Source organism: Actinoalloteichus sp. AHMU CJ021 (genome assembly GCF_002895405.1).
GTDB lineage: Bacteria > Actinomycetota > Actinomycetes > Mycobacteriales > Pseudonocardiaceae > Actinoalloteichus_B > Actinoalloteichus_B caeruleus.
The window spans coordinates 2,726,932-2,751,353 of sequence record NZ_CP025990.1 but is presented as its reverse complement, the minus strand read 5'-3'; the positions used below and the strand labels follow the sequence as shown (position 1 = coordinate 2,751,353).

Here is a 24,422-nt window from a genome sequence, read left to right as displayed (position 1 = left end):
ACGCCGTGCCGTCATCAGGTGAGGGTCGGCAACCAGCCCCCGATGCGGGCGACCGCCTCCCGCATGTCCTCGGTGGCGCCGGCCACCGACATGCGGATCCATTTCCGCCCCTCGACGGGGTCGAAGTCGACGCCCGGGACCACGGCCGTGCCCGTGTCGGCGAGCAACCGCCGGCTGAACTCCATGCTGTCCCCGGTCAGGTGGGACACGTCGGCGTAGACGTAGAAGGCTCCCTCCGGGGGTGCGATCCCCCGGATGCCCAGGCCGGTCAGACCGGACACCAGCAGGTCGCGGTTCACCCGGTAGCGCTCCACGTGCGCGTCGGCCTCCGCGTAGGACTCGGGGTCGAAGGCGGCCAGCGCGGCGGCCTGCGATATCGCGGGCGGGCAGACCGTGAAGTTCCCGGCGAGGGCGGACACGGCGTCGCGCAACCCCTCCGGCACCAGGGCCCAGCCGAGCCGCCACCCGGTCATGGACCAGTACTTGGAGAAGGAGTGGATGACGACGGGGTCGCGGGAGAACTCCCAGGCCGAGGAGGTGGCGGCGCCGAAGCTGATGCCGTGGTAGATCTCGTCGGACACCAACTGGACGTCGTGCTCGGCGCACCACTCGACGACGGCCCGCAGTTCCTCGCCGGCTAACACCGAACCGGTGGGGTTCGCCGGGCTGGCCAGCACCAGACCCCGCACCGGCCCCTCGACCTCGGACAGCATCTCCACGGTGGGTTGGAACCCGGTGTCGGCGCCGACGGGCAGCTCCACCACCTCGCAGCCCAGCGCGCGCAGGATGTTGCGGTAGGCGGGGTAGCCGGGGCGGGTCAGCACCACCCGGTCCCCGGCCTCGAAGGCGGCCAGGAAGGTCAGCAGGAACGCGCCGGACGCCCCGGAGGTCACGGTCACGGCCTCGGCTGGCACGTCGACCCCGTAGGTGGTGCCGTAGTGCCGGGCGATGGCCGCCCGGAGTTCGGCCGTCCCCAGCTGTTCCGTGTAGCCGAGCGTGCTGCCCTCCAACGCCGAGGCCGCCGCGCGGCGGACCGGGGCCGGGGCGGGCGTGGACGGCTGTCCGGCGGCCAGGGAGATCACGTCACCGCGTTCCCGCTGGCGGCGGGCCGCCGCGTCGAGCACGGTCATCACGTAGAACGGCGGCACCTGGGCCCGGCTGGCCGCGGTGGCCAGACTGCGCTGGGAGGACATGCCCCGAGCCTAGGAGACACCGCCCGGTTCCCGTCCCGTTCGGTGTGGGTGACCGGGGCGCGGGGCGCTCGTGCCGGGCTCGCCCTCGGAGGCGGAGGCGGAGGCGGGGCCTGGCCGACCGGGCGGGGGTGCCCTCCGCCGCCCCCGCGCGCGGTCGCGGGCTCTCCGGGCGCACCCGGAGATTTCCCTGATACCGGGGCGGGACCGTCTCGCGTGCCGGCCGGCCGTGCGAAGCTGGTTTCGACAAGCCGGGGCTTCGCCGACGTCCCGAGAACGCCGTGAGGGAGGCGCACATGTCGACGATTTGGAAGGTCGTCGGAGTTCTGCTGGTGATCTGGCTCGGCCTGGCCGTGTTGGGCGCCGTGTTCAAGGCGCTCTGGTGGCTCCTCATCGTCGGTGCCGTGCTCTTCGTGGGCACCGCCGCGTACGGAGCCATCAAGGGGAGGAACCAGAAGCAGTTGCCCCGATGACCTGACCGGTCACCCGGTCAGGTCGGCTGGCCGGGCCGGTGCCGTGGCCCGGGGTGGCCGGTGGCGGACACCGGTGGCCCTCGCGGCACCGTCGCGGTCCACGACGGCGGCGCGTGGGGCGCTGCCCGTTCGGCGGTGCCCTTTCCGTCCCGGCCGGTGGGCCGGGACCGGGCGTGCGATCCCCGTGGGGAGTGATGAGGTGGGCGGCCGGCTGGCCGCCGGTCCGGCGTCGGGTGGGGTGCGCGCCGACCTCGACGGACCGCGGAGCGGTCCTGCCGGGTCGCGGTGCCGCCCGCCCTCGGCCACCGGGTCAGGACGCGCTGGCGCGGGATGAGCCGAGGGAACGTCCTCCGCTGGGCCGGGTGGCGTCCTTGCCGATCCGCCGCAGCACCTGTTTGATCTGGGCCCTGGTGACGTCGCGGTGCGTCACCATCCGCACCCGGCCGGCCATCGCGCTGGCGTGCACGCCAAGGGCGGTCAGCCTGCTCAGCGTGGTCGGCAGGTCGAGGGTGGTGGCGAGCACGATGTTGGTCTGGGGGGTGTCGACCTGCCAGCCGATCTCCCGCAGGCCGTCGGCCAGCAGCCGGGCGTTCTGGTGGTCCTCGGCGAGCTGGTCGACGCGGTCCAGGGCGACCAGGCCGGCGGCGGCGAGCACACCGCCCTGCCGGACCCCGCCGCCGAGCATCTTCCGGAGTCGGCGCGCCTCCGCCACGAACTCCGCCGAGCCGGCGACGACCGAGCCGACCGGCGCGCCCAACCCCTTGCTCAGGCACACCTGCGCGGTGTCGACGCCCACCGTCAGGGCGGCGGGAGGGACCTCCATCGCCACCGAGGCGTTCCACAGCCGCGCCCCGTCCAGGTGCACCCGCAGTCCGGCCTCCCGCGCCGCCGCGACCAGCACCGCGTGCTCGTCGGGTGCGACGACCGCGCCTCCGGCCGCGTTGTGCGTGTTCTCCAGGCAGAACAGCCTGGTCCGCAGCGCGTAGTAGGGCCCGGCGCTGGCCGAGGCCGCGGTGATGTCGGAGGCGGCGGGCACGCCGGGGGTGACCCACGGCAACGCCTGCGGCATCCCCCCGGCGAGCCATGCCGCCGTGCCCAGCTCGTTGCCGAGGACGTGCGCCAGGTGCGGGGCGAGGAAGCTGTCACCCCGCTGGAGGTGGGCCATCAGCGCGATGGTGTTGCCCATGCAGCCGGACGGCGTCCACAACGCCGCCTCCATGCCGAGCAACTGCGCGCAGCGCTCCTCCAGTTCGCGCATGGTTGGATCACCGTCGAGGACGTCGTCGCCGACGTCGGCGTCGGCCATGGCGGCGCGCATGGTCCTGTCCGGCTTGGTGACGGTGTCGGAACGAAGGTCGATCGGCACTAGTTTGGTCACGAACAGATCACACCACATAGCCTGAGTGGTGCGTCAAAGCATCGCTCGACCCCGCCGGGAAAGCGTCGGAGGGCCGGTGCAACCGTAAGCGGCGGGTGTTACGTCCTGTCATCAGCGGCACGAGGAGCGGAGAGGTCCGCGTGGACCAGCGTGAGGAGGCCGAGTTCGCGGAGTACTTCTCGGCTCGGCGGGAGGCGGTACGACGGATGGCGTACATGCTGTGCGGTGACTGGCACCGCGCCGACGATCTGGCACAGACCGCGTTCGTGGCCCTGCACCGGCGTTGGCGGAAGATCAGGGACCGGAACGCGCTGGACGCGTACGTCCGGCGCACCGTGGTCCGCGCCATGATCGACGAGTCCCGGCGGCCGTGGCGCCGCGAACACACGGTCGAGCGGATGCCCGACGAACCCGTCTCGTCGACGGATCTCGACGATCGGGTCGCGACGCGGGAGGCGCTGCTGCTCGGCCTGCGACAGGTTGCCCCCCGTCAGCGCGCGGTGCTGGTGCTGCGGTTCCTGGAAGGCATGGACGTCGCGGGCGTCGCCGCCGTGATGAAGTGCTCGGAGGGAACCGTGAAGAGCCAGACCGCCCGGGGGCTGGAGGCCCTGCGAGGCGTCCTGGGCGACTCGCTGGACGATCTGAGGTCGGCGTCATGAGACGCGCGACCGTGTGCCCACTCCGGCCGGGTGCCGGTGGGGAGGTGTGCTGTGGTGGATGAACAGCGGATTGCCGGGTTGTTCCGCGAGGCCGCCGGGGCGGAGACCCCGCCCGCCTCGTTCGACGAGGGCGACGTGGCGCGGGAGTCGCACCGGATCACCCGTCGGCGCCGGATGACGGCGGCCGGGGGGTCGGTCTTCGCGGTCGCGCTGCTCGCCGGCGGCATCTCGGTGGTGGGAACCACGCCGTGGCAGAACGACGGTGGAGGTGAGACGGTGGCGGGCCCGCTGGCTAACGGCCAGGCGGACGCCCCCGAGCAGGGGCCGGCGGTGATGGGGCAGCCGCTGGAGGACCAGGAGAGCCGGGCGGAGGCCGAGGACCTGCCCGGGACGATGCGGGACGAGGCCGAGCCCGAGCAGCCGACGGACCTCCCGGTGCCGGAGCTGGAGCCGGGTTCCCCGCCGGCCGTGGAGCCGGTGCCGACCGGTTGCGGGGCGGTCGACCCCCAGCTGGCGGCCGCCCTGGCCGAGGCGCTGCCCGATGACGCGGAGGAGCCCGGGCCCGTCGACGCGGCGTGCGTGCCGGACTCCCGGGGCGCCAGCGCCCAGGTGGAGGACGACGGGAACCTGGGCACGGTGTCGGTGGTGCTGGGCCCGCCGGACGTGCCGGCCCCTGTCGTGGAGACCTCACCCGACGGGGAGAGCCACTCCACCCTCGCCGAGGGGGGTGGGGTGCTCACGGTGGTGAGCGAGCCGGCGACGCGGGACGCGGAACCGCCGTTCGTGAACCGGCTCGCCGTGCTCGGGGAGCGGTTGGCCGACCAGTTCTGACCCGTCGGGGCGGGTGCTCCCTGGCCGCACCGGCTGTCTTCCGCCCGTGGGCCGAGCTGATGCCCCGCCGGTCCTGGGGGCGGTGTTCTCCTGCTCGGCGTGCGGCGAGGTCACGCATCCCTCCTGGCGGAGGCCGAGCACCGCGCGACCAGCCGTCCAGCGGGTACGGCGGCCCTGGGCGCTCCGGGCGTGAGGGGTTCGGCGACGTCCAGGCGCCCCGCGTCCACCCACAGGCTCCCCTCCCCCGCCCCGGTCTCGGCTGACCCTGCCTGGTCCCGCCGGGTCCCGCCGGGTCCCGCCGGGTTCCACCGGGTTCCGCTGGGTTCCGCCGGGTCCCGCACACCGCGACCAGCGGCGGTACCAGCCGCTCCCGGCCCCCCTCGCTCGTCGGGCCGTCGTGCGGGTCAGGCCGTCGGCGGAGCGGACCGGGGTCGGCTCTGGTTCCGGAGCGCTCGTCGGGTGCCGACGCGACCCCGAGGCCCGAGGCGTCCACCCGCGCTCTCGAACGCGGGTCCACCCGCGCCGGGGTGCAGGGTCAGGACCCCCTTCTCCGCCACGAGCCGTCCCGAGTTCGGGACAGCGGGACACCACAACCGCGACAGTGGGACACCGGGCCCGGGACAGCGGGACACCGGGGAGGGGCCTCCCCGACGGGTCGGCCGCTCCCGACGCCTGATCCGGCCCCTCGGCGGTGAGCGCCACACCGCCCGGCTCCTCGGCCGCGCCCCCACCACCTCATCGGCCGCCCCGACGAACGCCGGGAACAGCGCGGGCCCGGTGCGACGGGCGGAGGGCCAGCACCCCGCGATCCACGGATCCCCTCGGTGGTGGTGGGGGACGCCACCACGTGGCGGCACCCTGCTGCACGGAAAAACTGGTACGGTCGTGCCAAATCAGCGAAACCGCTGGTAGGGAAGCCGGGAGAACGGGGAGGGACCATCGTGGCCTGGGTCGTGCTGATCGTGTCCGGGATCTTCGAGTCGGCATGGGCGATCTCGCTCAAACTGTCGAACGGGTTCACCCGGCTGTGGCCCTCGGTGAGCTTCGCCGTCTTCGCGGTCATCAGCTTCGCCGGCCTGGCGTGGGCGATGCGGGAACTGCCGGTCGGACCCGCCTACGCGGTGTGGGTGGGGATCGGCGCGGCACTGACCGCCGTGATCGGCATGGTCTGGCTCGGCGACGGGGTCTCCACCCTCAAGATCATCTCGCTGCTGCTGATCGTCGCCGGGGTCATCGGCCTGAACCTGAGCGGCGGCGGTCACTGACGGCCGCCGGCCGGTTCCCCGCCTGGCAGGATCGGATGCCATGACCGCAGCAGCCAGCACACCGAAGGGCGAACGTCGCCGTCAACTACTGGTGGCCGCCGCCGCGGAACTCCTCGGCGAGGGCGGGTTCGACGCGATCCGGCACCGCGCCGTCGCCGAACGCGCGGATCTCCCGCTCGCCTCCACCACCTACTACTTCGACTCGCTGGACGACCTGATCGCGGCGGCGGTCGAACACCGGGGGCGCCTCGAACTCTCCGAGGGCCGCCGTCGCCTCGACGAACTGGCGGGCGGCGGCCACGACCGGAGCGAACTCGTGGAGCTGCTGCTGGACCTGCTGCTCGGCACCCCGGCCGGCGACCGCGAACTGGAGTCGATCCTGGTCCGGTACGAACGGTTCGTCACCACCCCCCGCCGGCCCTACCTCGCCCCCCTGATGCGGGCCATGAGCGCCGAGCTGGAGGACCTGATCGCCGAGACCCTGCGACTGGCCGGCGCCCCCTCGGACCGGGACCGGGTCCGGCACCTGATCGCCCTGGTGGACGGTCGGGTCGTCAACGCCCTGATCGAGAGCGAGCCGGACCCACGCGCACAGGCGAGGCAGCCGCTCCGCGAGCTGCTGCGGGACGGCTGACGGAGGCGCGAGCGCCAACCGCCACGATTCCTCGCGTCGGCCGCCTCGATCGACGCGCCGGCCGTCGCCCCACGGCTTCGGCGGATCATCTCCGTGCCGCCGGCAGACCATTCCGACGGCCGAGGCGCGAATTCCGCGACGGTGTTTCTCGCCGGGACCGGCCGGTGCTCCGTTCGGGTTGACCCCGATCACGAGCCTGTTTCACCTGGTGGCCGAGCTTTCCTCACTTTCGGGTGGAACGCGGGTGAAATCCTCGTGTTCTCCCCGGCTCCACACTCCAATAGGGCACCGCCGACCCGATCACCCGGTGGAAAGGTACGTGCCCGATGGTTGACTCCTCCCTCGTCACTCAGCTGGCCGCCCGCGCCACCGAGGACGACTCGTTGGGAGACCGCGCGAAGGAACTGGTCCTGGCGGCCTTGGAGAGCCCCGACGAGCTGGCCGACCTGCTCTCCACCATCGGTGGAGAGCGGGGCAGCGCGGGCGAGGACACGGTGCGGCCGGTGACGGCCTACCTCCGGGAAATCCGGGTCGAGGGGTTCCGGGGCATCGGATCGGCCACCACGCTCAGCCTGCACCCCGGGCCAGGGCTGACCATCGTGACCGGGCGCAACGGCTCCGGGAAGTCCAGCTTCGCCGAGGGCCTGGAGACCGCGCTCACCGGCGGCACCTTCCGCTGGGGCGGCGAGCCGGAGCGCTCCAAGCAGTCGCCCTGGGCCACCCAGTGGCGGAACCTGCACCACCGGGGCCGCTGTTCGGTGGCCGTCGAGCTGGCCGTCGACGGCGCGGCGGAGAACGTCCTGGTCGGGATCGACTGGGACCGCGACGCCGACTACACCGACCAGCAGCCCTGGACCCAGCCGCGCACCGGGACAGTGCTGGGGAGACGGGTCCCCGGCCGGGACCCGCTCGGGTGGGCGGAGGCCCTGCGCAACTACCGGCCGATCATGTCCTACCAGGAGATGAACGCCCTGCTCCACGCCACCTCGATGAAGCTCCACGAGGCGATCGCCCGGATCCTCGGCCTCGACCGGCTCACCTCGGCCATCAACCACCTCAAGGAAAGCCGCAAGGCGCCGAAGGACGAGGTGGAGCACGCCGACAAGCTGTCTCGGGAGCTGAGGAAGACGCTGGCGGACGTCCCGGACGACCGCGCCCAGCGCGCACGCACCGCGCTGGGGAGGAAACGTGACCTCGAACTGCTCACCTCGCTCGCCACCGGCACCGACGAACGCCAGCAGGAGACCACCCGGTCGCTGCGCATCCTCTCCACCCTCACCGCCCCCGCCGAGGACGAGGTGCGGGACGCGGCCGACACCCTCCGGGCGGCGCACACGGCCGAACAGGAACTCACGGCCCACCGGGCCCGGACCGAGGCCCGGCGTCTCGACCTGCTGCGACAGGCTCTGGAACTGCACGCCGAGCAGGGGGAACGGGACTGCCCGGTGTGCGGGACGGGCCGCCTCGACGGGGAGTGGCGGCGGAAGGCCGAGGACACCCTCCAGGAACACCACCTCGACGCGGAACGGCAGCGGCGGGTCGCGGAGCGGACCGCCGAGGCCCGCCGGCAGGCGCGGGCGCTGCTGGAATCGGTGCCCACGCCCCCGGCGACCGAGGAGCCCCTCGCCCTCCCGGCCCTGCCCGCCCTCACCGCCGCGACGAACCGCTGGTTCGACGCCCCGACCGAGCTGCCCGCGCTGGCCGACCACCTCCTCGCCCGCCGGCCCGAGCTGGCCGCCGCGATGGCCGAAGTCCGCGAGCAGGCCGCCGCCCACCTCGACGAACGCGAGGAACGCTGGGCACCCGTCGCCCTCGAACTGTCCCGCTGGCTGGACGCCAACAAACGCGCGGAACCCCACAGGGAGGTGGTGCGCGCCGCCGACCAGGCCGTGAAGTGGCTGGAGAGGAACGAGACCACGATCCGGGACGAGCGGGTCGCCGAGCTGTCGGGCCAGATCCAGGAGGTCTGGGCGAGCCTCCGGCAGGAGAGCAACGTCAGCCTGGGCAACCTGACCCTGGAGGGCCGGCACACCCGCCGCACCGTTCGGTTCACCGCAGGCGTGGACGGTGAGGAGGGCTCCGCGCTCGGCCTGACGAGCCAGGGCGAGTCCCACGCCCTCAGCCTCTCGCTGTTCCTCCCCCGCGCCACCGCGCCGTCCAGCCCGTTCCGGTTCGTCGTGCTCGACGACCCGATCCAGGCCTTCGACCTGTCCAAGATCGACGGGTTCGTGCGGGTGCTGGAGCGGATCGCCCAGGACCGCCAGGTGGTGGTCTTCACCCACGACGACCGCCTCCCCCAGGCCGTGCGGACCCTGGGAGTGAAGGCCCGCGTCATCGAGGTCACCCGGGGCATGAACTCGACGGTCAAGGTGCGGCCTTGCCCGAGCCCGGCGTTCCGGCACGTCGAGGACGCCCGGGCGTTGGTGAAGGACCCGGCCCTGCCCGTCGAGGCGCTCCACCTCGCACTACCGGGGATCTGCCGGTTGGCGGTGGAGTCGGCCGCCAAGGACCTCCACGACCGCCACCAGTCCAGGCAGGGCATGTCCCGCGAGGAGCGGGAACGGCGTTGGGAGGAAGCCAGGTTGACCCGGGAGCGGGTGACGCTGGCTCTCGGCGGGCAGGACGAACTCAACGACTGGTGCGGTCGTTCCCCCTCGCGGAACCAGACACTGGCCCTCTGCAACGGACAGGTGCACAAGGGCCTCTCCCTCGGCCCGGAGGCCGCGGTCAAGGGTCTGGAGGAGTTCGTGGCGGCCCTGGGGAAGCTGGCGTGAGCGACACGGAGGACGTGCCCGCCGGGAGGGCACTCGGGCTGGCGCGGGCTCTCGCGGCGGGTCGGTTCGGACTCGGGCCGGGCGTCGCGCTGCGGGGCTCCGCGTTCCTCGGCCGCTACGCGCTGGAACAGGTCCTGAACCAGCTCTGGGTGCGGGCCGACCTGCCCCTGCGCACTGACGGGAGACCCACGACGCGGTCGAGGCTCCTCGTGCTCGGCGAGCTCCACCCCGAGATCGCCACGCCGATGAACCGGGCGTGGCAGGGGCTCTCCCGCGCCTGCCACCTGCACGCCTACGAGCTGACGCCGACCGTCGGGGAGATCCGGTACCTGCTCGGCCTCGTCGAGGAGGTGCTGGTCTCCACGCGGATGCCCTCGGCTCACGACAAGCCCGGTCGCGAGGTGCCCGGAACCGGGGAGGCCGTCCCGCGCGTGGCCGTGGCCGCGCGGCGGGGGGAGCGGACCGCCTGAGGCCGAGCCGCGCCGGCACCGGCGGTCCGGGGACCCGACGTCCGGCCCGCGATCTCGGCACGCTCGCCCACACCTCGACGTCGGTCAGATTCCTTGGTGCGCGTTCCCCCGTCGTCGCCACGCACGCCGCTGACCTGCTGCCGAGCCAGACACGTGCGCCGGGGGCCGCCCAGCCGCCGCGCGGTGCGCGCGCACGGGCGGCGCGAGCGACAGCGCGGATGTGGGCGGGGCAGCACGACCTCAGGGCGCCCGAACGGTCGTGCCAGGCGGACCAGGGAGAACGAGCGCGAACGCGACGAAGCGGCGGGCGGAGTCACCACGAGGAATGGACGCGGGCGGCGCGAACACACCAGCTGCACACCGGGAACACGGCTCCGCTCCCCGCCAAGTTCAACATATAGCGCACCCGGGGTCTTGCGGCAAGACCCCGGTGATGCTCCAGAATCGCCCGGCCGAAGCCAGCAGCCGTGGACACTGGCGGGGAGGCGTGGCCGTGCCGCCGTCGACGGACGGACGCACGGCGACGCCGAACCCGAGTGCCACCCACCGCGAGCGGACGGCACGACGAGGCGGATCCGTGGCCGCGACCAGACGCGTCACCTCGGGAAACGCCTCCTCGTGGCCCCGAGGGTGGGATCGGCGCGGGGCGAACGGGCAGGGGGAACCGGCGGCTCCTCCGGGCACGCGAGGAAACCGCCGAGGCTCACACCATCTCCAGGCACTGTGAGGGGAACGTGTCAGTTCAGGGGTACGAGGACGAACTGCGATCAGAGCGGGCGTACGTGGCGGGGCTGTACGCGCGGCTCGACGAGGAACGGGAACGGGCGACCGCCGAACATCAGGCGGCGTTGGCCGGCGACGGGGGATCGCCGATGGAGCGTGACGTGCGGGTGCGCGCCGCCGGCCGGGAGATCCGGCGGTTGGCGGTGGCCGACGGCGGGCTGTGCTTCGGCCGGTTGGACGCCGTGACCGGCGAGCGCACCTACATCGGGCGCATCGGGATCCTCGACAGGGACGACGACTACACGCCGCTGCTGCTGGACTGGCGGGCACCCGCGTCCCGCGCGTTCTACGTGGCCACCGCCGCGAACCCGGAGAACATGCGCCGGCGCCGGCAGTTCCACTCGCGCGGACGCCACCTGGTCGGCTTCACCGACGAGGTGCTCGGCCGACCGGGTGGGGACGAACGGGGGGACGCGGCACTGCTCGCCGCCGTGAACGCCCCGCGCGGCGAGGGCATGCGCGACATCGTGGCGACCATCCAGGCCGAGCAGGACGAGATCATCCGGCTGGACCACCCCGGGGTCCTGGTGATCGAGGGCGGCCCGGGAACCGGGAAGACCGTGGTGGCCCTGCACCGCGTCGCGTACCTCCTCTACACGCGACGGGACCGGATGGAACGCCACGGCGTGCTCGTCGTGGGCCCCAACCCGGCGTTCCTGAACCACATCAGCCGGGTGCTGCCGTCGCTGGGCGAGTCGAACGTGGTGTTCACGACTCCCGGCGGCCTCGTGCCCGGTCTCCGGGTGGCCGCCGAGGACACTCCTGAGGTCGCGCGGCTGAAGGGTTCACTCCGGATCCTGGACGTGTTGGCGGCCGCGGTCGCCGATCGGCAACGGCTTCCCGAGCGGCCGCTGCCGATCGAGCTGGAGGACGTCACGGTGCGGATCGACGCCGAGACGGCGGAGTGGGCCCGCCAGGAGGCGCGGGCCAGCGGCCTCCCGCACAACGAGGCCCGCGCGGTGTTCGTGGAGATCGTCACCTACGTGCTCACCGAACGGGCGATCGCCCGGATCGGGAAGGGCTGGCTGACCAGGGACGACAAGGAGGCGTGGGAGGACATGCGGGCGGACCTGCTCACCGAACTCGCCGAGCACGCGGGTTTCACCGCCGCCGTCGACGAACTGTGGCCGGTGTTGACCCCGGAGACCCTGCTCACGCCGCTGTACACGTCGCCGGAACGGCTGCGGGCGGCCGGCGCGGACCCGGCGCTGCTGCGCTCCGACGGGGAGGCGTGGACGGTGTCGGACGTGCCGCTCCTCGACGAACTGGTCGACCTGCTGGGCCGGGACCCGGCGGCGGCGCGGGCCGAGCGGGCGGCGGACCGGGAGCAGCGGGCGGAGGCCGAGTACGCGGCCGGCGTGTTGGAGATCCTCCAGACCGAACGCCACGACCTGATGGACGACGAGGACCACCTGCTCGCCCAGGACCTCCTGTACGCGGAGGACCTGGCGGACCGCTTCGTCGAGGGCGACACCCGGGATGTCGCCGAGCGGGCGGCGGCCGACCGGAACTGGACCTACCGGCACGTCGTGGTCGACGAGGCCCAGGAACTGTCCGAGATGGACTGGCGGGTGTTGATGCGGCGCTGCCCCAGCAGGTCGTTCACCGTGGTCGGTGACCTGGCGCAACGCCGGTCGGCGGCCGGGGCGACCTCGTGGGAGGCGGTGTTGGAGCCGTACGTGCCGGGCCGGTGGGCGTACCGGCCGCTGGCGGTGAACTACCGGACCCCGGCCGAGATCATGTCCGTCGCGGCGGCGCTGCTCGCCGAGTTCGCCCCCGGGGTCCAGCCACCGGAGTCGGTGCGCGCCTGCGGTGTCCGCCCCTGGTCCAGGCGGGTCTCCGAGGCCGAGTTGCCGGCAGCGGTCGAGGAGTTCGTCCGGGACGAGGCGGGCCGGGAGGGCACGAGTGTGGTGATCGGGCCGCCGGGCGTTCCCGGCGCGGTGCCGGCGTCGGAGACGAAGGGGCTGGAGTTCGACGCCGTCCTGATCGTGGAGCCGGGGCGGATCCTCGCCGACGGCCCGCGTGGAGCGGCGGAACTGTACGTCGCGCTCACCCGCGCCACCCAGCGCCTCGGCGTGCTGCACCAGGGCCCGCTGCCCACCGTGCTCGGTGACCTCGTGGAGGTCGAGGCCCACACCCCGGCCAGGGGGTGAGCCCACGCGCCACCGGGGTGGGTCGGCGCGTTGGGCTCCTGGGCGCCAGATGCTCCAGACCGGATGCCACTGGGCGTACCAGCTACACGGACCGGCGGAGGAGGAACCAGAGGCAGGGGCGATCCCTCAAAGAACCAGGCAAACTACTGTCACGGTAAGTGTATAATAGGTTACTATGAGTATTGCGTGGGGTTGCGCCACGTCGGGACATGTTCGATCGTGACAGGGGCTGCCGATGACCAACGATGAATCGTCCGATACCGCTGGTCTGGAGCCGTACGAGCCACCAGAGTTGACGGTGGTTGGTGATTTCGGGTGTGTAACAAGGGGTAACTACAGCAGGCCACACTCAGACGACGGTGATGCTGGTGGCTACTGGTCGCCATGACCGCGACGAGGGAACGAGGTAGTGCAGGTCGGGTTCGTTGGTGGTGCGCGTTGCCCGACTTGGATCACTGCGAACCAGTCGCACGATCACTGTTGGCCGAAGCCGGCCCTGCGGCGGCACACGCTTCTGGTCGACCGTGGTTGATGGTGAACCACAGGAATGGAGACGATCTCCGCACGGTTTTCTTCGGCGCGATACGTGTGGCGGTAATCGGCAGCTGCCTGGTTGATTCGGCGTAGCTGCGAAAGAATGTTGAACGTTCGGCCCGACGGGGTGACTTCGATGCGTTGACATCCATGCGTGGCAGCTACCACCTCGTCATCAGCGGTCCCGACGGGATGGTGGTATTTGGTGACGTGACGGGTTTCCGAAGGGTTTACACCTGCCACATCAACAAGGCCACCGTGGTTTCCAACCACGCGGACGTGCTACGCCGCCTGATCGATGCGCCAGTGTCACGGACCTGGCTTGCCGCGCGGTTAACCTCCCCAGATATGCCCAGCCCGATACGAGAGTCAATGACCCCGTTCAACGGAGTTCATGCGCTGGCACCGGGACACAGACTCTCGCTCGGCCGGAACGTCGCCCGCACTGGCCGGTACTGGGTACCGCCCGCGGCGACCAATCCCTGCGCTCAAGGCGCTCCGATCCTGGCAGATGAACTTCGTACCGCGGTCGCCGGCCGCATGCGCGCCTCAGCCAGCCCGACAAGTGTCCAACTGTCTGGGGGCATGGACTCCACCACACTCAGCTGCCTGGCAGGAGAAGCCCTTAGCGATCGATCGAGGCTGCTGCTGGTGACGTCAGCGTCGTCGTCACCAGCGAACGACGACTTGATGTGGGCACTTCGCGTTGGCAAGCACCTCGCCCCAGCCAAGCACGTGGTACTGGATGCCCAGCGAACTCCACTGTTCTTCGACGACCTACCGACAGCGATAGGCGGAATGGACGAACCACCACCGTTCGCAGCCGCATCGGCGCGGGTCCGCCACCTCGCCGAGCTGCTCGCCGATCGAGGCGTGCGCTTACATCTCAACGGGCAGGGCGGTGACGAAGTCCTACTTCCGCCGTTAGCGTACCTCCGACACACACTGCGCAGGCGCCCTCGGCTCGGGTGGCGGCATTTGCGTGGCCATGCGGCGCTCCGGGACTTCTCCCTAACCCAACTGTTGCGGGCAGTAGTGTCCCTCCCCTCCTACCCACGCTGGTTGTGGCGGGCAGCCCGCTCCCTCAGGACCGAGGCTGGTGCGGAATACGACGCGGTCGGATGGGAGGCACAACCTCTGCTACCTCAGTGGGCGAGCGGTGACGCCGAACGACTCGTCCGTTCCGCCATACTCGATATCGCACCAGCTCCGCTCGCAGAGCACAGCACTCATGCCACCCTGGTACGGATACGGTCCACTGCCTACCGCTCCTCCTTGTACCGGGACGCGCTAATGGCGCATGGTGTGCCCGCTGAGTTCCCGTACTTTGACCGATCGGTGGTGGAAGCGGCTCTGTCGGTGGTCCCATGGGATCGCGTCGATCCCTGGCAACCCAAGCCCTTGCTACGAACTGCGGTCGCCGACACCGTGCCAGCGCCACTGCTCGCACGACGCACCAAGGCACACTACAACGACGACATCTACCGTGGTTGGTCCACCAATCAGCATCGTGCGATCGAGCTGTTCGACCAGTCGCTGCTGGCTGAGTTGGGCCTGGTCAACGAGGACGTTCTACGCGGCTGCCTGCGATCCTTCAAACCGTCAGGTCTGGCGCCTGGGTTCCTGTCCGACACCATCGCCTGCGAGGTCTGGCTCCGCAGCCTGGCTCCACCGTTCGCTCGACAGGAGGTCAACCATGAGCACATCTAAAACTAAGGTGCGTTTGGCTCGACGCGTCACGAGCACGCCCGTCGGCGACGGGCTGACATTGTTGGATGAACGACGCGGTGTGGTTTACCACTTGAACGAGACTGGAGCGATAGCCCTGTCAGCGCTCCTGAGGGATGGGCACGAGTCGGCTGTGACCGCGCTCTGCACACGTTATGCCACTACGGCCGCAGTAGTTCAGCATGACGTCACTCGGCTTCTTGACACGCTTCTCGCACGTCGTCTGGTGGTTAATCTGTGAGTGCCCCAGTCGCGTTGTACCCACCGCACCGACTATCGGTGGGTGAACGCTGGTGCGGGCGGGTGGCTGTCGTGGCAGCCGCCCTGCTGCTGACAGCCACGCAGGCCCGCCCACACCGCATCCGTCGTGTTCTCGGCGTGCTCCGCCGCAGCACGCGCGAAGCAGATCTCTCCCATGCCCAACGGGCCTTTGAGATCGTTACGACGGTCAGCCCACGTTGCGCCGGTGGGCACCACTGTCTGCACCGCTCCCTGGCCGTCCTCCTGGCGTGCCGACTACGTGGCCTGCGGGTCACCTGGCGAGTCGGGTTCCGCTCCCCACCACCACAAGCTCACGCATGGGTCGAAGTGAACGGCGAGCCCCTGTGTGAGCCGGTGGACCCACGCAGGATCTACACGCCGTCGATCACCGTCTGAGAGGACACCGTGTCCGTGCCCAAGACACTCCAGACCAGGCTTGTCGAGTTCGCCGCTTCGCTGCGTAACGCCGGTGCCATCCGATCAGCCGACGTCGAGCACGCGTTCTCCACCGTGGCGAGGCATCGCTGCGTCCGCGAGTTCCGCCATGGACCGACGCGAATCCGCGTGTCCCAGCACGAACTCCCCAGCGACGAGGTTCTTGACCTCATCTACTCGCACAGGTCGCTGTTGACCAGTACCGGGCAGGATGGTGACCCGCCGTCGTCGTCCTCGGCACCGACCCTGATGGCTCGGATGCTCGACGCTCTCGACCTCCGTCCGGGCATGCGCGTGCTGGAGATTGGGGCAGGCACCGGCTACAACGCCGCGTTGATCAGCGCCATAACGGGTGGTCCCGTGGTCACTGTCGAGGCAGGGGAGGCGACAGCCCAGAGTGCTGCCGAGTCGATCCGCCGACTCGATCTCGAGCACCGGGTCAGAGTCGTTCACGGTGACGGCTACCTCGGCGCACCATCCGAGCCGCCGTTCGACCGTGTCGTCGTCACCTGCGGGGTGGCTGGGGTCTCTCCGCACTGGCTGGACCAGCTCGTACCTGGTGGCCTGATCCTCGCACCGGTCGCGCACGGCGGCGTGCACCCAGTCCTGGCGGTCAGCAGCGGCGGCGACGTGGTGAGCGCCAAGGTACTCCTGTGGGCAGACTTCATGCCGGCTGCCGGCCCCCTGCGACCGGTCGACTTGGTCAGCCACGACCCAGCCGACTACCTCCCGTCCGCCCCGGCCACCCGGATTGCTGATGCCAGCCCCGCCCGGGGGAACGCCGACTACCACGACCTGTGGGTCTTCCTCGCGGCTCACGATCCGAGGATCACCCGCGCGTACATGGCCGACGACTCCGTCAACACCGCCGCAGGTGCCTGCGCACTGCGCACACCCCGTGGGACCGCCTGGGTACAGGACGACGGCAGCATCACGTTCACGGGTGAGTCGCGGGTTCCGGAGGAACTGCGTTCCCTCGTTCGAGCCTGGGTGAGCTCGGGCCGGCCAGCGCTCACACGGTTCACCGCCACCTTGTCGCTCACCATGAGCAAGCAACCCCTCTGGGTGCCATGCAAGTGGATGGTGTCCTCGTGACGTTCCACGAGCGGGCCTCAAGCTGATCATGTCGAGCCACGGGCGCTGGGGCGGGACAGCCCGTCACTGGCTGGATGGGACGGCGGAGGTGGCGTCCCCGCCGGGCGTGCCGGCCGGGTGGGAGCCGATGCGGGCCCAGTCGGCGTGCTTGAAGCTGACCCGACCCACATAGCTGACGTCCAGCTCGACCTCGGGTTCCCAGGACCACAACCGCACCCGCGCCCACCTCGGGACGCGTCGGCGGCGGCGTTTCAGCGTGGTCGGCGGAGGAACGAGGTCCCGCACCCGCCACCGCCGGGCCAGGTCCCGCATCTCGGCGATCGTGTGAGTGGAGAGGTCGTCGAACTCGGCGTAGTGCCGCACCACCGCGCCGCAGAGCACCGTCCGCCGGTGGTCGAAGGTACCCACCAGGTAGCGCAGGCCGGGGGCGACGAGGGGCCCGTGACCGGTATCGAGGTCGACGTGACCGTAGAGGCGGCCCACGATCGGGGTGCGCACCGCGCACCGGGTGATCCACGCCCCGGTGATCCCATCACGGGCGGCCGCGTCCTTGTCCGCTGCGGTTGGGTGGGCGTGAACCGTGCTGGTGGGCCTGGCCCCCGACGAAGCCAACAGACGGCCGGGATCAGACGTGTCGTTCACCATGGTCACGTCCCGCTCAGCACGGGGTCGGGCAACAACTGGGACGCGAGGAGGAACCCCTCACCGGCCTGGGCCTCGGCGGTGTGCCGACACCGCAGCGGCCCCCGTGCCAGCTCGGGAACACCGGTGGGACCAGGACTGGGGTCACGGGGCAGCAGGTAGTACAGGCGGCCGGCCGTGCTGACCTCCGAACGCATCGCGGCGGTGCCCAGGGCGGCCAGGACGACCTGGCCCCGGAACCCCCAGGCCCGCAGGGCCTGGGGGCCGAACGCGTGCGGCTCCAGATCCTATCGCGAGCAGCAGGTGCTTACACCCCGCTTGGCACGTCCTTCATGCTGCTGGACGTGGGGGAACCTGTGACCACTTTTGCCTACACCGAGACGTTCGTCAGTGGCCAGTGGTACGACGGGCCGCCCTACTTGGAGAAGTTCGCGGCAGCGTTCGAGCGGGTCGTCGCCCAATCGTTGGCCGAGGACGAAAGCCGTGCCCTACTTCAGGCAAGCTACGAAGAGATCTAGGAGATGAGCTCGATGGAACGTTCCTTGCAGGACATCACCAACTGGCGGAAGTCGAGTCGGAGCAGCAACGGCGCCAACGACTGCGTTGAAGTTGGGGCCACGTCTGCCGTGGTGGCTGTGCGGGACACCAAGAACCGCGCCGGGGGCACCCTCGTCGTCAGCCGCGAGGCCTTCAGCAGCTTCCTCATGTCGATCAAAGCAGAGCGCCTCTGACACCCACCGGCCCGCCGGCCAACCACCCACCGGGCCGGCGGGCACCCCGCCCAGCCGTCAACGCGAGCCTTACCCGAGACGGCCACGGACGAGCTTGGTCACCGTGCTAGGCCAAACAGGGGCGCCGGCGTACCACGTCGATTCATAGCCGCCCCTCGGGGAGGGGAGGAGCTGCCATGACTGACGTACTTCTTGTCATCGACATGCAAAACGGGTTCATCAGTCCGAAGTCCGAGCCGGTGATCGACCGCGTAGTACGCCTAGTGCGGCGGTGGGACGCCGCACGTCGGCCCATTGTGTTCACACGTTTCCGCAACGTTCCGGGCAGCCAGTACGAGCGCCTCATCGGCTGGACCCGACTTCAAGGCAGTCCCGAAACCGATATCGTTCCGGAACTGGTCCCCTACGCCGCCCGACACCACGTCATCGACAAGACCTACTACTCGACCTTCACCGAGGAGTTCACGGCGCTCGCCTCCGCGCGGGGCTGGACGCGCTTCACCATTGCCGGTATCGCCACCGAGAGCTGTGTGATGAAGACCGCCGCCGACGCCTGGGAGCTGGGGCACACCCCGGTGGTCGTCCACGACGCCTGCTACTCCCATGCCGGTGAGGAGGCGCACCAGGCAGGGCTGCTGGTGCTCCGGCGCTTCGTCGGCCGCCGGCAGATCAGCAGCATCGACGAGGTCTGCGCGGCACTTCCCACTCCCGCGTGACACTCGCCCACGGTCTCCGCTCGTGACCGGTACGTCCGGACCTTCAGCGGCCACTCCCGGCCCAGCGACGCCGCGAGCGAAGCGGGACCTTCGACTCACTAGAGGATGACCTCACTCGGCGCACTCGGCGCCGCTTGTCGCCGGACAGGGGCGGCACCAGCGTTCGACCGCAGGTGCGGGTCCTTCCTGGCCCCACCCGGCCAACCACCCACCGGGCCGGCGGGCACCCCGCCCAGCCGTCAACGCGAGCCTTACCCGAGACGGCTACGGAGGAGCTTGGTCACCGTGCTAGGCCATACAGGGGCGGCGGCGTACCGAGTCGACTGATAGCCAACCCTCCGACGGACAGGCAAGCTGGGTACCTGTCCCTACTTGCCGAACCGGGAACCCACGCGGGTCGCACCACACCTCCCGGCCGACGTGGTTCCCCTCTCCGAGGACGTGGCGCGTGAACGCTGACATGACCCTGACCAACTGGCGGAAGTCGAGTCGGAGCAGCAACGGTTCCGACGACTGTGTCGAGGTGGGTTCCACGTCGACCGTGGTGGCTGTGCGGGACACGAAGAACCGTGCTGGCGGGACGCTGCTCTTTGACCACGAGGTGTTCGCCGCCTTCGTCGGCTCCCTGAAGCGGGACGGCGTCTGAGCTGGCTGCCCGCTCGGTCCGCCGCCCCGGTCCACGTTGTGCGCGTGGATCCGTTCGACGAGTTCCCTATACCCGGTACGGAACGCACGCCGTGGCTGATGTTGACCGAGAGCACCGGGTGGGGGCGGTGGACACGTTCGCTCCTCGCGGTGCGGGCAGCCCCCGACGGTAACCTTGGGAATTCCATTGATATCCGGGCGAGGAACTACCCCGTTCGCGGAAGTCGAAGTCTCACGAGGAGGACCCCGTGCGTCCTGTCGACCTCGCTCGGGAGCACGGGCTGTCCACCCAGGCGATCCGCAACTACGAGGACGCCGGCGTCCTCCCGCCGGCCGAACGCAGCGGGAGCGACTACCGCCGCTACACCCCGCTGCACGCGCAGGCCCTCCGGGCGTTCCTCGCGTTGCGCGGCGGGCACGGCCACCAGGCCGCCGCGGAGATCATGCGGGCCACCCATCGCGGCGACAGCGACTCCGCCTACCGGCTCCTCGACGCGGCACACGTCGCGCTGTTCACCGAACGCGACACCCGCCTCGAGGTCGCCGCCGCCCTCGAGGCCCTGTCCACCGGTGCCCCGACCCCGATCCGGGGGCGTGCGCTGACCGTGGGGGAACTCGCGCGCCGGCTCGACCTGCACCCGGCGACGCTGCGCACCTGGGAGACGGCCGGCATCCTGCGTCCCACCCGCGACCGGGCCACGGGGCACCGGGAGTACGGGCCGGACGCCGTGCGCGACGCCGAGATCGCACGGCAGCTGCGCCGGGGCGGCTACCTGCTGCACCAGGTCGCCCGGTTCCTCGAATCCCTGCGTGAGGCGGGCGACCCGGACGCGTTGGCCGACTTCCTCGACTCCTGGCAGGGGCCGGCTGACCGCCCGGAGCCGCCACCTCCTCGCCGGGGCAGCCCAACTCGACGCCTACCTCTCCCTGGTCGAGAGGACGAGCTGAGGTTCCCGGAAATCGCCCGTCGATGTTCGGCGAGCGGAGGCGCCTTCTTCAGCGTGTACTGGAACATGAACGGCGTCGGGCTCGTCACGCAGGCGCTGAACGGCAGGATCACCGCTTGGTTCGATCACCGCTACCCTCGTGCGCCTGATCCACACCAGCACGAGATCCGCCCGGAGTGGGCGCTCGGCCCTGACGTGGACCTCGACCTCGCCCGCCCGACCTGCCTCGCGCAGCTCGAGCGCCAGACCGGCGTCCCCGTCGATCCGCGCTGGCTCCAGCGGTGGCTGCCCACGTACTCGATCCCCGATCCGCACCTGCTCTACCGGGATGTGCCGCACGTGGATCGGCCGTGGTGGACGGCGGTCGCGCCGGCCGCACGCTCCGCTGGGGGCCGGATCGGCGGCGGGGTGAACCGCCAGCGGGCACGCGCCCGAACGGCGATCCACCCACCTCTGCGGTGCCTCCCTGTTCGACACTCCGCCCACGCCGTGCTGGCACTCCCGTCGCCAAGGCTCAACCGGTACTCCAACGATACGGTCGCAGGAGTGGATGACGGCGGTACCGACGAGAGCCTGACGGTCGACCTGAGCACGGCGGACCTGCGCGCGGTCGCGGGTTTCGCGGTGGCCTGCGCCCTTCCGGCGTTGGCGATATTCGAACGGCACCGTCCCGACGACCCGCGTCCGCGTGCCGCGATCGACGCCGCGCGGGAGTTCGCCGGCGGGGCCAGGCGGACGAAGGTGATCCGGGACGGCGCCTGGGCGGCGCTCCGCGCGTACCAGGAGGCCCGCGACGCCGGGCAACCGTCGGCGGGGGAGGCAGCGCGTGCCGCGGTCGCCTCGGCCAGCGCGGCGTTCCTGCACCCCCTGGCGAAGGCGACCCAGGTCAAGCACATCCTCGGTTCGGCAGCCCACGCGGCGCGGGCGTTCGAGCTCGACGCCGGTGGCGACCCAGGGGTCGCCGCCGACCACCTCGTCCGGGCCCGGGGACTGGCCGGCCCCCTCGTGGTGGACGTCCTGACCCGCTACCCGGCGGCCCCGGGAGGCGGGGGCCGGGTGGGTGAGCTCCTACGCGCGCTGGACACGTCGTTGCGGGAGCTGGCGGCGGGCAGCGACGCGGTCCGGTCCTGATCGGACTGGCGCAGGGCCCGCCCCTGCCGTCACTCGGGGGCCGGCGACACCGGCCGGGAGGAAGCTCTTGGAGGATCTTCTCGGCGTGGAACGCGCGGAGCTGCCGGGCCCGGTGCCACCGCCAGGGCGCGCTCGCCCCACACCGCTGACCTGCCGCACGACCGGCAGCTGCCACCTGATCGGTCTGGACACGCTGGGCTCCTGGCGCCGTCCTGCCCCCGTCGTGCCCTGTCCGTGGCCTCCGCCCAGCTCGCTCCCTTCCAGCGATGGGCGCCGCGTGGGCAGAGTTGGCGGAGCGGGGACGTCCACCGCGCGGGCACTGGCCGAAATCGGCTCGGACCCTGGCCGTCCCCGGCGATGACCTCCGGCCGGACCTGCCACCGCGTGGCCTCCCGCCCGGGCGGGATCCGGCCAACCGGACCTCAGCCGACCGCCACCGAGCCGGGTCCAGCGTTCGTTCGGGGGAACGCGGGACCCGGCCCTCCGGACGGCGTCAGTCGAGCACGGCGTCGGCCTCGACCTCGACGAGGACGTCCGGTTCGAAGAGGTAGTCGACGCCGATCAGCGAGGCCGGGGGCAGCGGGCTCGGAAGCCCGATCTCGTCCGCGACCTGCTGGATCCCGGCCACGAAGGCATCCATCTTGTCCGGCGCCCAGGCGACGGCGTAGAAGCGCAGCCGCACGACGTCGGCGAAGGTCGCGCCGGCGCCGGCGAGGCCCCGCGCGGTGTTGCGCAGGGCATGGGCGACCTGCCCGGCCAGGTCGCCGGTGGCGAGGGGGTTGCCCTCGGCGTCACGGGCGATCTGACCCGCCACGTGGATCTGCCGGGATCCCGTGCCCACCGAGACGTGGTGGTACGGGACCGGCTGGAACATTCCCTCGGGTGTCAACAGCCGCACGGCCATGGTTCGCCCTTTCGATCGAGGAACACGAGCAGGAACCAGCTGGTATCGAATGTGTACCTGGTATCCGAAGGGCACTTCAACGAGACTAGGTGTCGTGCAGGAAACCACCCCCTCCGCCCCGGAGCACCCGAAGGTCACCACCGAACACCGCGAACTGCTGGACCAGGTGCTCGACAAGTGGTCGCTGCTGGTGCTGGACACGCTGTGCGAGCGCCCGCGCCGCTTCAACGAGCTCCGCCGAGCCATCCCCCTGGTCACACAGAAGTCGCTGACCACCACCCTGCGCCGGCTGGAACGCAACGGCATGGTCGAACGGATCGTCACGGCCACCCGTCCCGTGGCGGTCGAGTACCACATCGCGCCGCTCGGGAAGACACTCCAGGACCTGATCGACGCCCTCCTGGGCTGGAGCTCGACGAACCTGCCGGCCGTCCGCCGGGCTCGGGCCCGGTTCGACGACGAGGCCGACCCAGCGAGCGGGTAGCACCAGCGGCTGGCCGTCCCCGGGTGGCGCAGCACCTCGACGTCGTGCTGGTGGGACTTGCCCCAGCCTCGCCTGCCACCCGGGCCCCCACGCGACCACCGGGGTCCGGGCGACCGGTGGTCCCAGGACGCGCATCGCCCGACCGCTTCGGCGAGAACCGGCGAGGGCGCCGACAGCAGCAGCGCCGGGCCAGGTGTCGGTGTCGGTGTCGGTGTCGGGCGACCGTTGGGCATGCCGGCGTTCGACTCGCGAGCACCAGGACGGGCGTCGGGCTGCCCGTCCGCCTCGGGCCGCCCCTCACCGCCAGCGCGCGCCCGTCCGGCCCTGGTCGCGACGTCCGGGCGGCGAGCTGACACCCGCGGACCGCCGCCGGTGCTGGCACGGATCAGCTCGTCCTCGTGGACATCGGCGCCGCCGGGCGGATCGTGTTTCCCTCGAAGGATGAAGTTCGGAGTCTCCACCTTCGTCACGGACGAGAGCATCCGCCCCGTCGACCTGGCCACCGCCCTGGAGGAGCGCGGCTTCGACGCGTTGTTCCTGGCCGAGCACTCCCACATCCCGGCAAGCCGGGAGAGCCCCTACCCGGAGGGCGGTGAGCTCCCACGCAAGTACTACCGCACCCTCGACCCCTTCGTGGTGCTCAGCGCGGCCGCCGCCGTCACCCGGCGGCTCGTGCTCGCCACCGGGATCGCGCTGATCCCGCAACGGGACCCGATCCACACCGCCAAGGAGGTCAGCAGCCTGGACCTCATCTCCGACGGCAGGGCGATCCTGGGCGTCGGCGGCGGCTGGAACAAGGAGGAGATGCGCAACCACGGCACCGACCCGGCCACCAGGGGCGCCCTCCTCGACGAGCGGGTGCTGGCCATCCGGCGCATCTGGACCGAGGAACTGGCCGAGTTCCACGGCGAGCACGTCGACCTCGACCCGATCTACCAGTGGCCCAAGCCGGTCCAGACGCCGCATCCGCCGATCTACGTGGGCGGCGAGAGCCGGGCGGCGCTCCGCCGGTTGGCCGAGTACGGGGACGGATGGCTGCCCCGGGCCAACACGCCACGACTGGCGGCCCGCGTCACCGAGGTCCGGGCGAAGGCCGGGAGGGACCTGCCGGTGACCGTCTTCGGCACTCCCGACGACCCCGCGACGATCTCCGAGCTGGCCGAGGCCGGCGTGGGCCGGTGCCTGTTCGACCTGGAGACGGCGGGGCGTGACGAGACCCTGCGCAGGCTCGACGCCCTGGCCTCGCTCGCCTCCACCTGAACACCGGCGTCCCGTTCGGAGCCGCCGGGAGGAACGACCAGGTCACGGGGCTGTGCCCGCCCGCTGTCGCCAGTCTCGGCGCTCCGACGCCGCGCCAGGACGCCACCGGCGCTCCCCGGCGGCGTGAGGGAACCCCGCGTCCGGTTCCGTCACGCGCCGATCGCCCGGAGAAAGCAGCGAGCTGAGCCTGTTCCCATTCCACCGAGGCCCGCCCCTTGATCCGGCGAATTCTCCTTCCCTTTCCGCCGTCGGCCGACTCCGCATTCGCCCCACGAGGAATGGTGAGCCCACTCCGGAGC

26 protein-coding genes and 1 pseudogene are annotated in these 24,422 nt (G+C 71.3%); 21 read left to right on the top strand and 6 right to left on the bottom strand.

The window, feature by feature from the left end:
* Positions 1 to 14: 14 nt before the first annotated feature.
* Positions 15 to 1,193 (bottom strand): aminotransferase class I/II-fold pyridoxal phosphate-dependent enzyme, encoded by a 1,179-nt coding sequence (locus C1701_RS11625; protein WP_103055910.1) that lies wholly within the window; start codon positions 1,191 to 1,193, stop codon positions 15 to 17.
* A gap of 293 nt (positions 1,194 to 1,486) precedes the next feature.
* Here C1701_RS11625 and C1701_RS27345 point away from each other — a divergent pair, with 293 nt between their 5' ends.
* The gene (locus C1701_RS27345; protein ID WP_016699496.1) at positions 1,487 to 1,663 is read left to right on the top strand and encodes a hypothetical protein; all 177 of its coding nucleotides are present in this window, start codon (positions 1,487 to 1,489) and stop codon (positions 1,661 to 1,663) included.
* Between the two features lie 310 nt (positions 1,664 to 1,973).
* Here the strand turns inward: C1701_RS27345 and C1701_RS11620 are convergent, their stop codons facing one another.
* A complete protein-coding gene (locus C1701_RS11620) occupies positions 1,974 to 3,041 on the bottom strand; it encodes a GntG family PLP-dependent aldolase (RefSeq protein WP_051314074.1) in 1,068 nt (355 codons plus the stop codon).
* A 140-nt stretch (positions 3,042 to 3,181) separates the two neighbouring features.
* On the opposite strand from C1701_RS11620, the gene C1701_RS11615 reads away from it, so the two are divergent.
* The 8 genes from C1701_RS11615 (at position 3,182) to C1701_RS28120 (ending at position 12,998) form a co-directional block, all read left to right on the top strand.
* Positions 3,182 to 3,700, top strand: coding sequence for a SigE family RNA polymerase sigma factor (locus tag C1701_RS11615; RefSeq protein WP_026419220.1), 519 nt, complete (start codon positions 3,182 to 3,184; stop codon positions 3,698 to 3,700).
* 54 nt (positions 3,701 to 3,754) lie between these two features.
* Positions 3,755 to 4,531, top strand: a complete 777-nt coding sequence (locus C1701_RS11610) for a hypothetical protein (protein ID WP_155886173.1) — start codon at positions 3,755 to 3,757, stop codon at positions 4,529 to 4,531.
* Between the two features lie 941 nt (positions 4,532 to 5,472).
* The gene (locus tag C1701_RS11600) at positions 5,473 to 5,796 is read left to right on the top strand and encodes a DMT family transporter (RefSeq protein ID WP_016699500.1); all 324 of its coding nucleotides are present in this window, start codon (positions 5,473 to 5,475) and stop codon (positions 5,794 to 5,796) included.
* A 40-nt stretch (positions 5,797 to 5,836) separates the two neighbouring features.
* Entirely contained in the window at positions 5,837 to 6,430 is a 594-nt protein-coding gene (locus tag C1701_RS11595) for a TetR/AcrR family transcriptional regulator (RefSeq protein WP_026066119.1), read from the top strand.
* Positions 6,431 to 6,756: 326 nt separating this feature from the next.
* On the top strand, positions 6,757 to 9,204 hold the full coding sequence (locus C1701_RS11590) for an AAA family ATPase (protein WP_103055907.1): 2,448 nt from the start codon (positions 6,757 to 6,759) through the stop codon (positions 9,202 to 9,204).
* A complete protein-coding gene (locus C1701_RS11585) occupies positions 9,201 to 9,674 on the top strand; it encodes a hypothetical protein (RefSeq protein WP_051314073.1) in 474 nt (157 codons plus the stop codon). The genes C1701_RS11590 and C1701_RS11585 overlap by 4 nt, the downstream gene beginning before the upstream one ends.
* Before the next feature lie 734 nt (positions 9,675 to 10,408).
* Positions 10,409 to 12,610, top strand: coding sequence for an RNA polymerase recycling motor ATPase HelR (gene helR, locus C1701_RS11580; RefSeq protein WP_337662237.1), 2,202 nt, complete (start codon positions 10,409 to 10,411; stop codon positions 12,608 to 12,610).
* Positions 12,611 to 12,845: 235 nt separating this feature from the next.
* On the top strand, positions 12,846 to 12,998 hold the full coding sequence (locus C1701_RS28120; protein WP_155886172.1) for a lasso RiPP family leader peptide-containing protein: 153 nt from the start codon (positions 12,846 to 12,848) through the stop codon (positions 12,996 to 12,998).
* An 86-nt stretch (positions 12,999 to 13,084) separates the two neighbouring features.
* On the opposite strand, the gene C1701_RS27340 is transcribed toward C1701_RS28120, so the two are convergent.
* Positions 13,085 to 13,417: a hypothetical protein gene (locus C1701_RS27340; RefSeq protein WP_245533633.1), complete on the bottom strand. Its 333-nt coding sequence runs from the start codon at positions 13,415 to 13,417 to the stop codon at positions 13,085 to 13,087.
* On the opposite strand from C1701_RS27340, the gene C1701_RS11575 reads away from it, so the two are divergent.
* From C1701_RS11575 to C1701_RS11560, 4 genes are read left to right on the top strand one after another with little or no spacing between them, the layout of a single operon-like run.
* Positions 13,337 to 14,854, top strand: coding sequence for an asparagine synthase-related protein (locus tag C1701_RS11575; protein WP_337662293.1), 1,518 nt, complete (start codon positions 13,337 to 13,339; stop codon positions 14,852 to 14,854). The two genes, C1701_RS27340 and C1701_RS11575, sit on opposite strands and share 81 nt — an antisense overlap.
* On the top strand, positions 14,841 to 15,113 hold the full coding sequence (locus tag C1701_RS28115) for a PqqD family peptide modification chaperone (protein WP_081715507.1): 273 nt from the start codon (positions 14,841 to 14,843) through the stop codon (positions 15,111 to 15,113). Before C1701_RS11575 ends, C1701_RS28115 begins: the two co-directional genes overlap by 14 nt.
* Complete coding sequence (locus C1701_RS28110; protein ID WP_372492984.1) at positions 15,110 to 15,529, top strand: lasso peptide biosynthesis B2 protein; 420 nt, start codon at positions 15,110 to 15,112, stop codon at positions 15,527 to 15,529. Before C1701_RS28115 ends, C1701_RS28110 begins: the two co-directional genes overlap by 4 nt.
* Positions 15,530 to 15,538: 9 nt before the next feature.
* Positions 15,539 to 16,663 carry a protein-L-isoaspartate O-methyltransferase family protein gene (locus tag C1701_RS11560; RefSeq protein ID WP_103055905.1) on the top strand — a complete coding sequence of 375 codons (1,125 nt, stop codon included), beginning with the start codon at positions 15,539 to 15,541 and terminating at the stop codon, positions 16,661 to 16,663.
* Positions 16,664 to 16,726: 63 nt separating this feature from the next.
* On the opposite strand, the gene C1701_RS11555 is transcribed toward C1701_RS11560, so the two are convergent.
* Both C1701_RS11555 and C1701_RS11550 read right to left on the bottom strand, forming a co-directional pair.
* Positions 16,727 to 17,308 (bottom strand): hypothetical protein, encoded by a 582-nt coding sequence (locus C1701_RS11555; RefSeq protein WP_337662236.1) that lies wholly within the window; start codon positions 17,306 to 17,308, stop codon positions 16,727 to 16,729.
* 2 nt (positions 17,309 to 17,310) lie between these two features.
* Entirely contained in the window at positions 17,311 to 17,502 is a 192-nt protein-coding gene (locus C1701_RS11550) for a hypothetical protein (protein WP_016701420.1), read from the bottom strand.
* 75 nt (positions 17,503 to 17,577) lie between these two features.
* Between C1701_RS11550 and C1701_RS11545 the strand changes: the two genes are divergently transcribed.
* The 6 genes and pseudogenes from C1701_RS11545 (at position 17,578) to C1701_RS11520 (ending at position 21,475) form a co-directional block, all read left to right on the top strand.
* On the top strand, positions 17,578 to 17,823 hold the full coding sequence (locus C1701_RS11545) for a Scr1 family TA system antitoxin-like transcriptional regulator (RefSeq protein ID WP_245588719.1): 246 nt from the start codon (positions 17,578 to 17,580) through the stop codon (positions 17,821 to 17,823).
* A gap of 12 nt (positions 17,824 to 17,835) precedes the next feature.
* On the top strand, positions 17,836 to 18,036 hold the full coding sequence (locus tag C1701_RS11540) for a DUF397 domain-containing protein (protein ID WP_035291585.1): 201 nt from the start codon (positions 17,836 to 17,838) through the stop codon (positions 18,034 to 18,036).
* 176 nt (positions 18,037 to 18,212) lie between these two features.
* On the top strand, positions 18,213 to 18,752 hold the full coding sequence (locus tag C1701_RS11535; protein ID WP_103055904.1) for a cysteine hydrolase family protein: 540 nt from the start codon (positions 18,213 to 18,215) through the stop codon (positions 18,750 to 18,752).
* A 448-nt stretch (positions 18,753 to 19,200) separates the two neighbouring features.
* Positions 19,201 to 19,398 carry a DUF397 domain-containing protein gene (locus tag C1701_RS11530; RefSeq protein WP_103055903.1) on the top strand — a complete coding sequence of 66 codons (198 nt, stop codon included), beginning with the start codon at positions 19,201 to 19,203 and terminating at the stop codon, positions 19,396 to 19,398.
* 247 nt (positions 19,399 to 19,645) lie between these two features.
* A pseudogene (locus C1701_RS11525) lies at positions 19,646 to 20,345 on the top strand (MerR family transcriptional regulator).
* A gap of 545 nt (positions 20,346 to 20,890) precedes the next feature.
* Positions 20,891 to 21,475, top strand: coding sequence for a putative immunity protein (locus tag C1701_RS11520; RefSeq protein ID WP_016700002.1), 585 nt, complete (start codon positions 20,891 to 20,893; stop codon positions 21,473 to 21,475).
* Between the two features lie 493 nt (positions 21,476 to 21,968).
* On the opposite strand, the gene C1701_RS11515 is transcribed toward C1701_RS11520, so the two are convergent.
* Entirely contained in the window at positions 21,969 to 22,379 is a 411-nt protein-coding gene (locus C1701_RS11515; protein ID WP_016700003.1) for a RidA family protein, read from the bottom strand.
* 94 nt (positions 22,380 to 22,473) lie between these two features.
* Here C1701_RS11515 and C1701_RS11510 point away from each other — a divergent pair, with 94 nt between their 5' ends.
* Positions 22,474 to 22,863: a winged helix-turn-helix transcriptional regulator gene (locus C1701_RS11510; protein ID WP_016700004.1), complete on the top strand. Its 390-nt coding sequence runs from the start codon at positions 22,474 to 22,476 to the stop codon at positions 22,861 to 22,863.
* 441 nt (positions 22,864 to 23,304) lie between these two features.
* A complete protein-coding gene (locus C1701_RS11505) occupies positions 23,305 to 24,123 on the top strand; it encodes an LLM class F420-dependent oxidoreductase (protein ID WP_030106440.1) in 819 nt (272 codons plus the stop codon).
* Positions 24,124 to 24,422: the final 299 nt, after the last annotated feature.

Bases quoted from the DNA above. Each gene is read 5' to 3' on its own strand.
- C1701_RS11505 (WP_030106440.1), top strand. From the start codon at position 23,305: ATGAAGTTCGGAGTCTCCACCTTCGTCACGGACGAGAGCATCCGCCCC.
- C1701_RS27345 (WP_016699496.1), top strand. From the start codon at position 1,487: ATGTCGACGATTTGGAAGGTCGTCGGAGTTCTGCTGGTGATCTGGCTC.
- C1701_RS11575 (WP_337662293.1), top strand. From the start codon at position 13,337: ATGGTGGTATTTGGTGACGTGACGGGTTTCCGAAGGGTTTACACCTGC.
- C1701_RS11540 (WP_035291585.1), top strand. From the start codon at position 17,836: ATGGAACGTTCCTTGCAGGACATCACCAACTGGCGGAAGTCGAGTCGG.
- C1701_RS11555 (WP_337662236.1), bottom strand. From the start codon at position 17,308: ATGGTGAACGACACGTCTGATCCCGGCCGTCTGTTGGCTTCGTCGGGG.
- C1701_RS11625 (WP_103055910.1), bottom strand. From the start codon at position 1,193: ATGTCCTCCCAGCGCAGTCTGGCCACCGCGGCCAGCCGGGCCCAGGTG.
- C1701_RS11550 (WP_016701420.1), bottom strand. From the start codon at position 17,502: ATGCGTTCGGAGGTCAGCACGGCCGGCCGCCTGTACTACCTGCTGCCC.
- C1701_RS11590 (WP_103055907.1), top strand. From the start codon at position 6,757: ATGGTTGACTCCTCCCTCGTCACTCAGCTGGCCGCCCGCGCCACCGAG.
- C1701_RS28120 (WP_155886172.1), top strand. From the start codon at position 12,846: ATGACCAACGATGAATCGTCCGATACCGCTGGTCTGGAGCCGTACGAG.
- C1701_RS11595 (WP_026066119.1), top strand. From the start codon at position 5,837: ATGACCGCAGCAGCCAGCACACCGAAGGGCGAACGTCGCCGTCAACTA.
- C1701_RS28115 (WP_081715507.1), top strand. From the start codon at position 14,841: ATGAGCACATCTAAAACTAAGGTGCGTTTGGCTCGACGCGTCACGAGC.
- C1701_RS11515 (WP_016700003.1), bottom strand. From the start codon at position 22,379: ATGGCCGTGCGGCTGTTGACACCCGAGGGAATGTTCCAGCCGGTCCCG.
- C1701_RS11535 (WP_103055904.1), top strand. From the start codon at position 18,213: ATGACTGACGTACTTCTTGTCATCGACATGCAAAACGGGTTCATCAGT.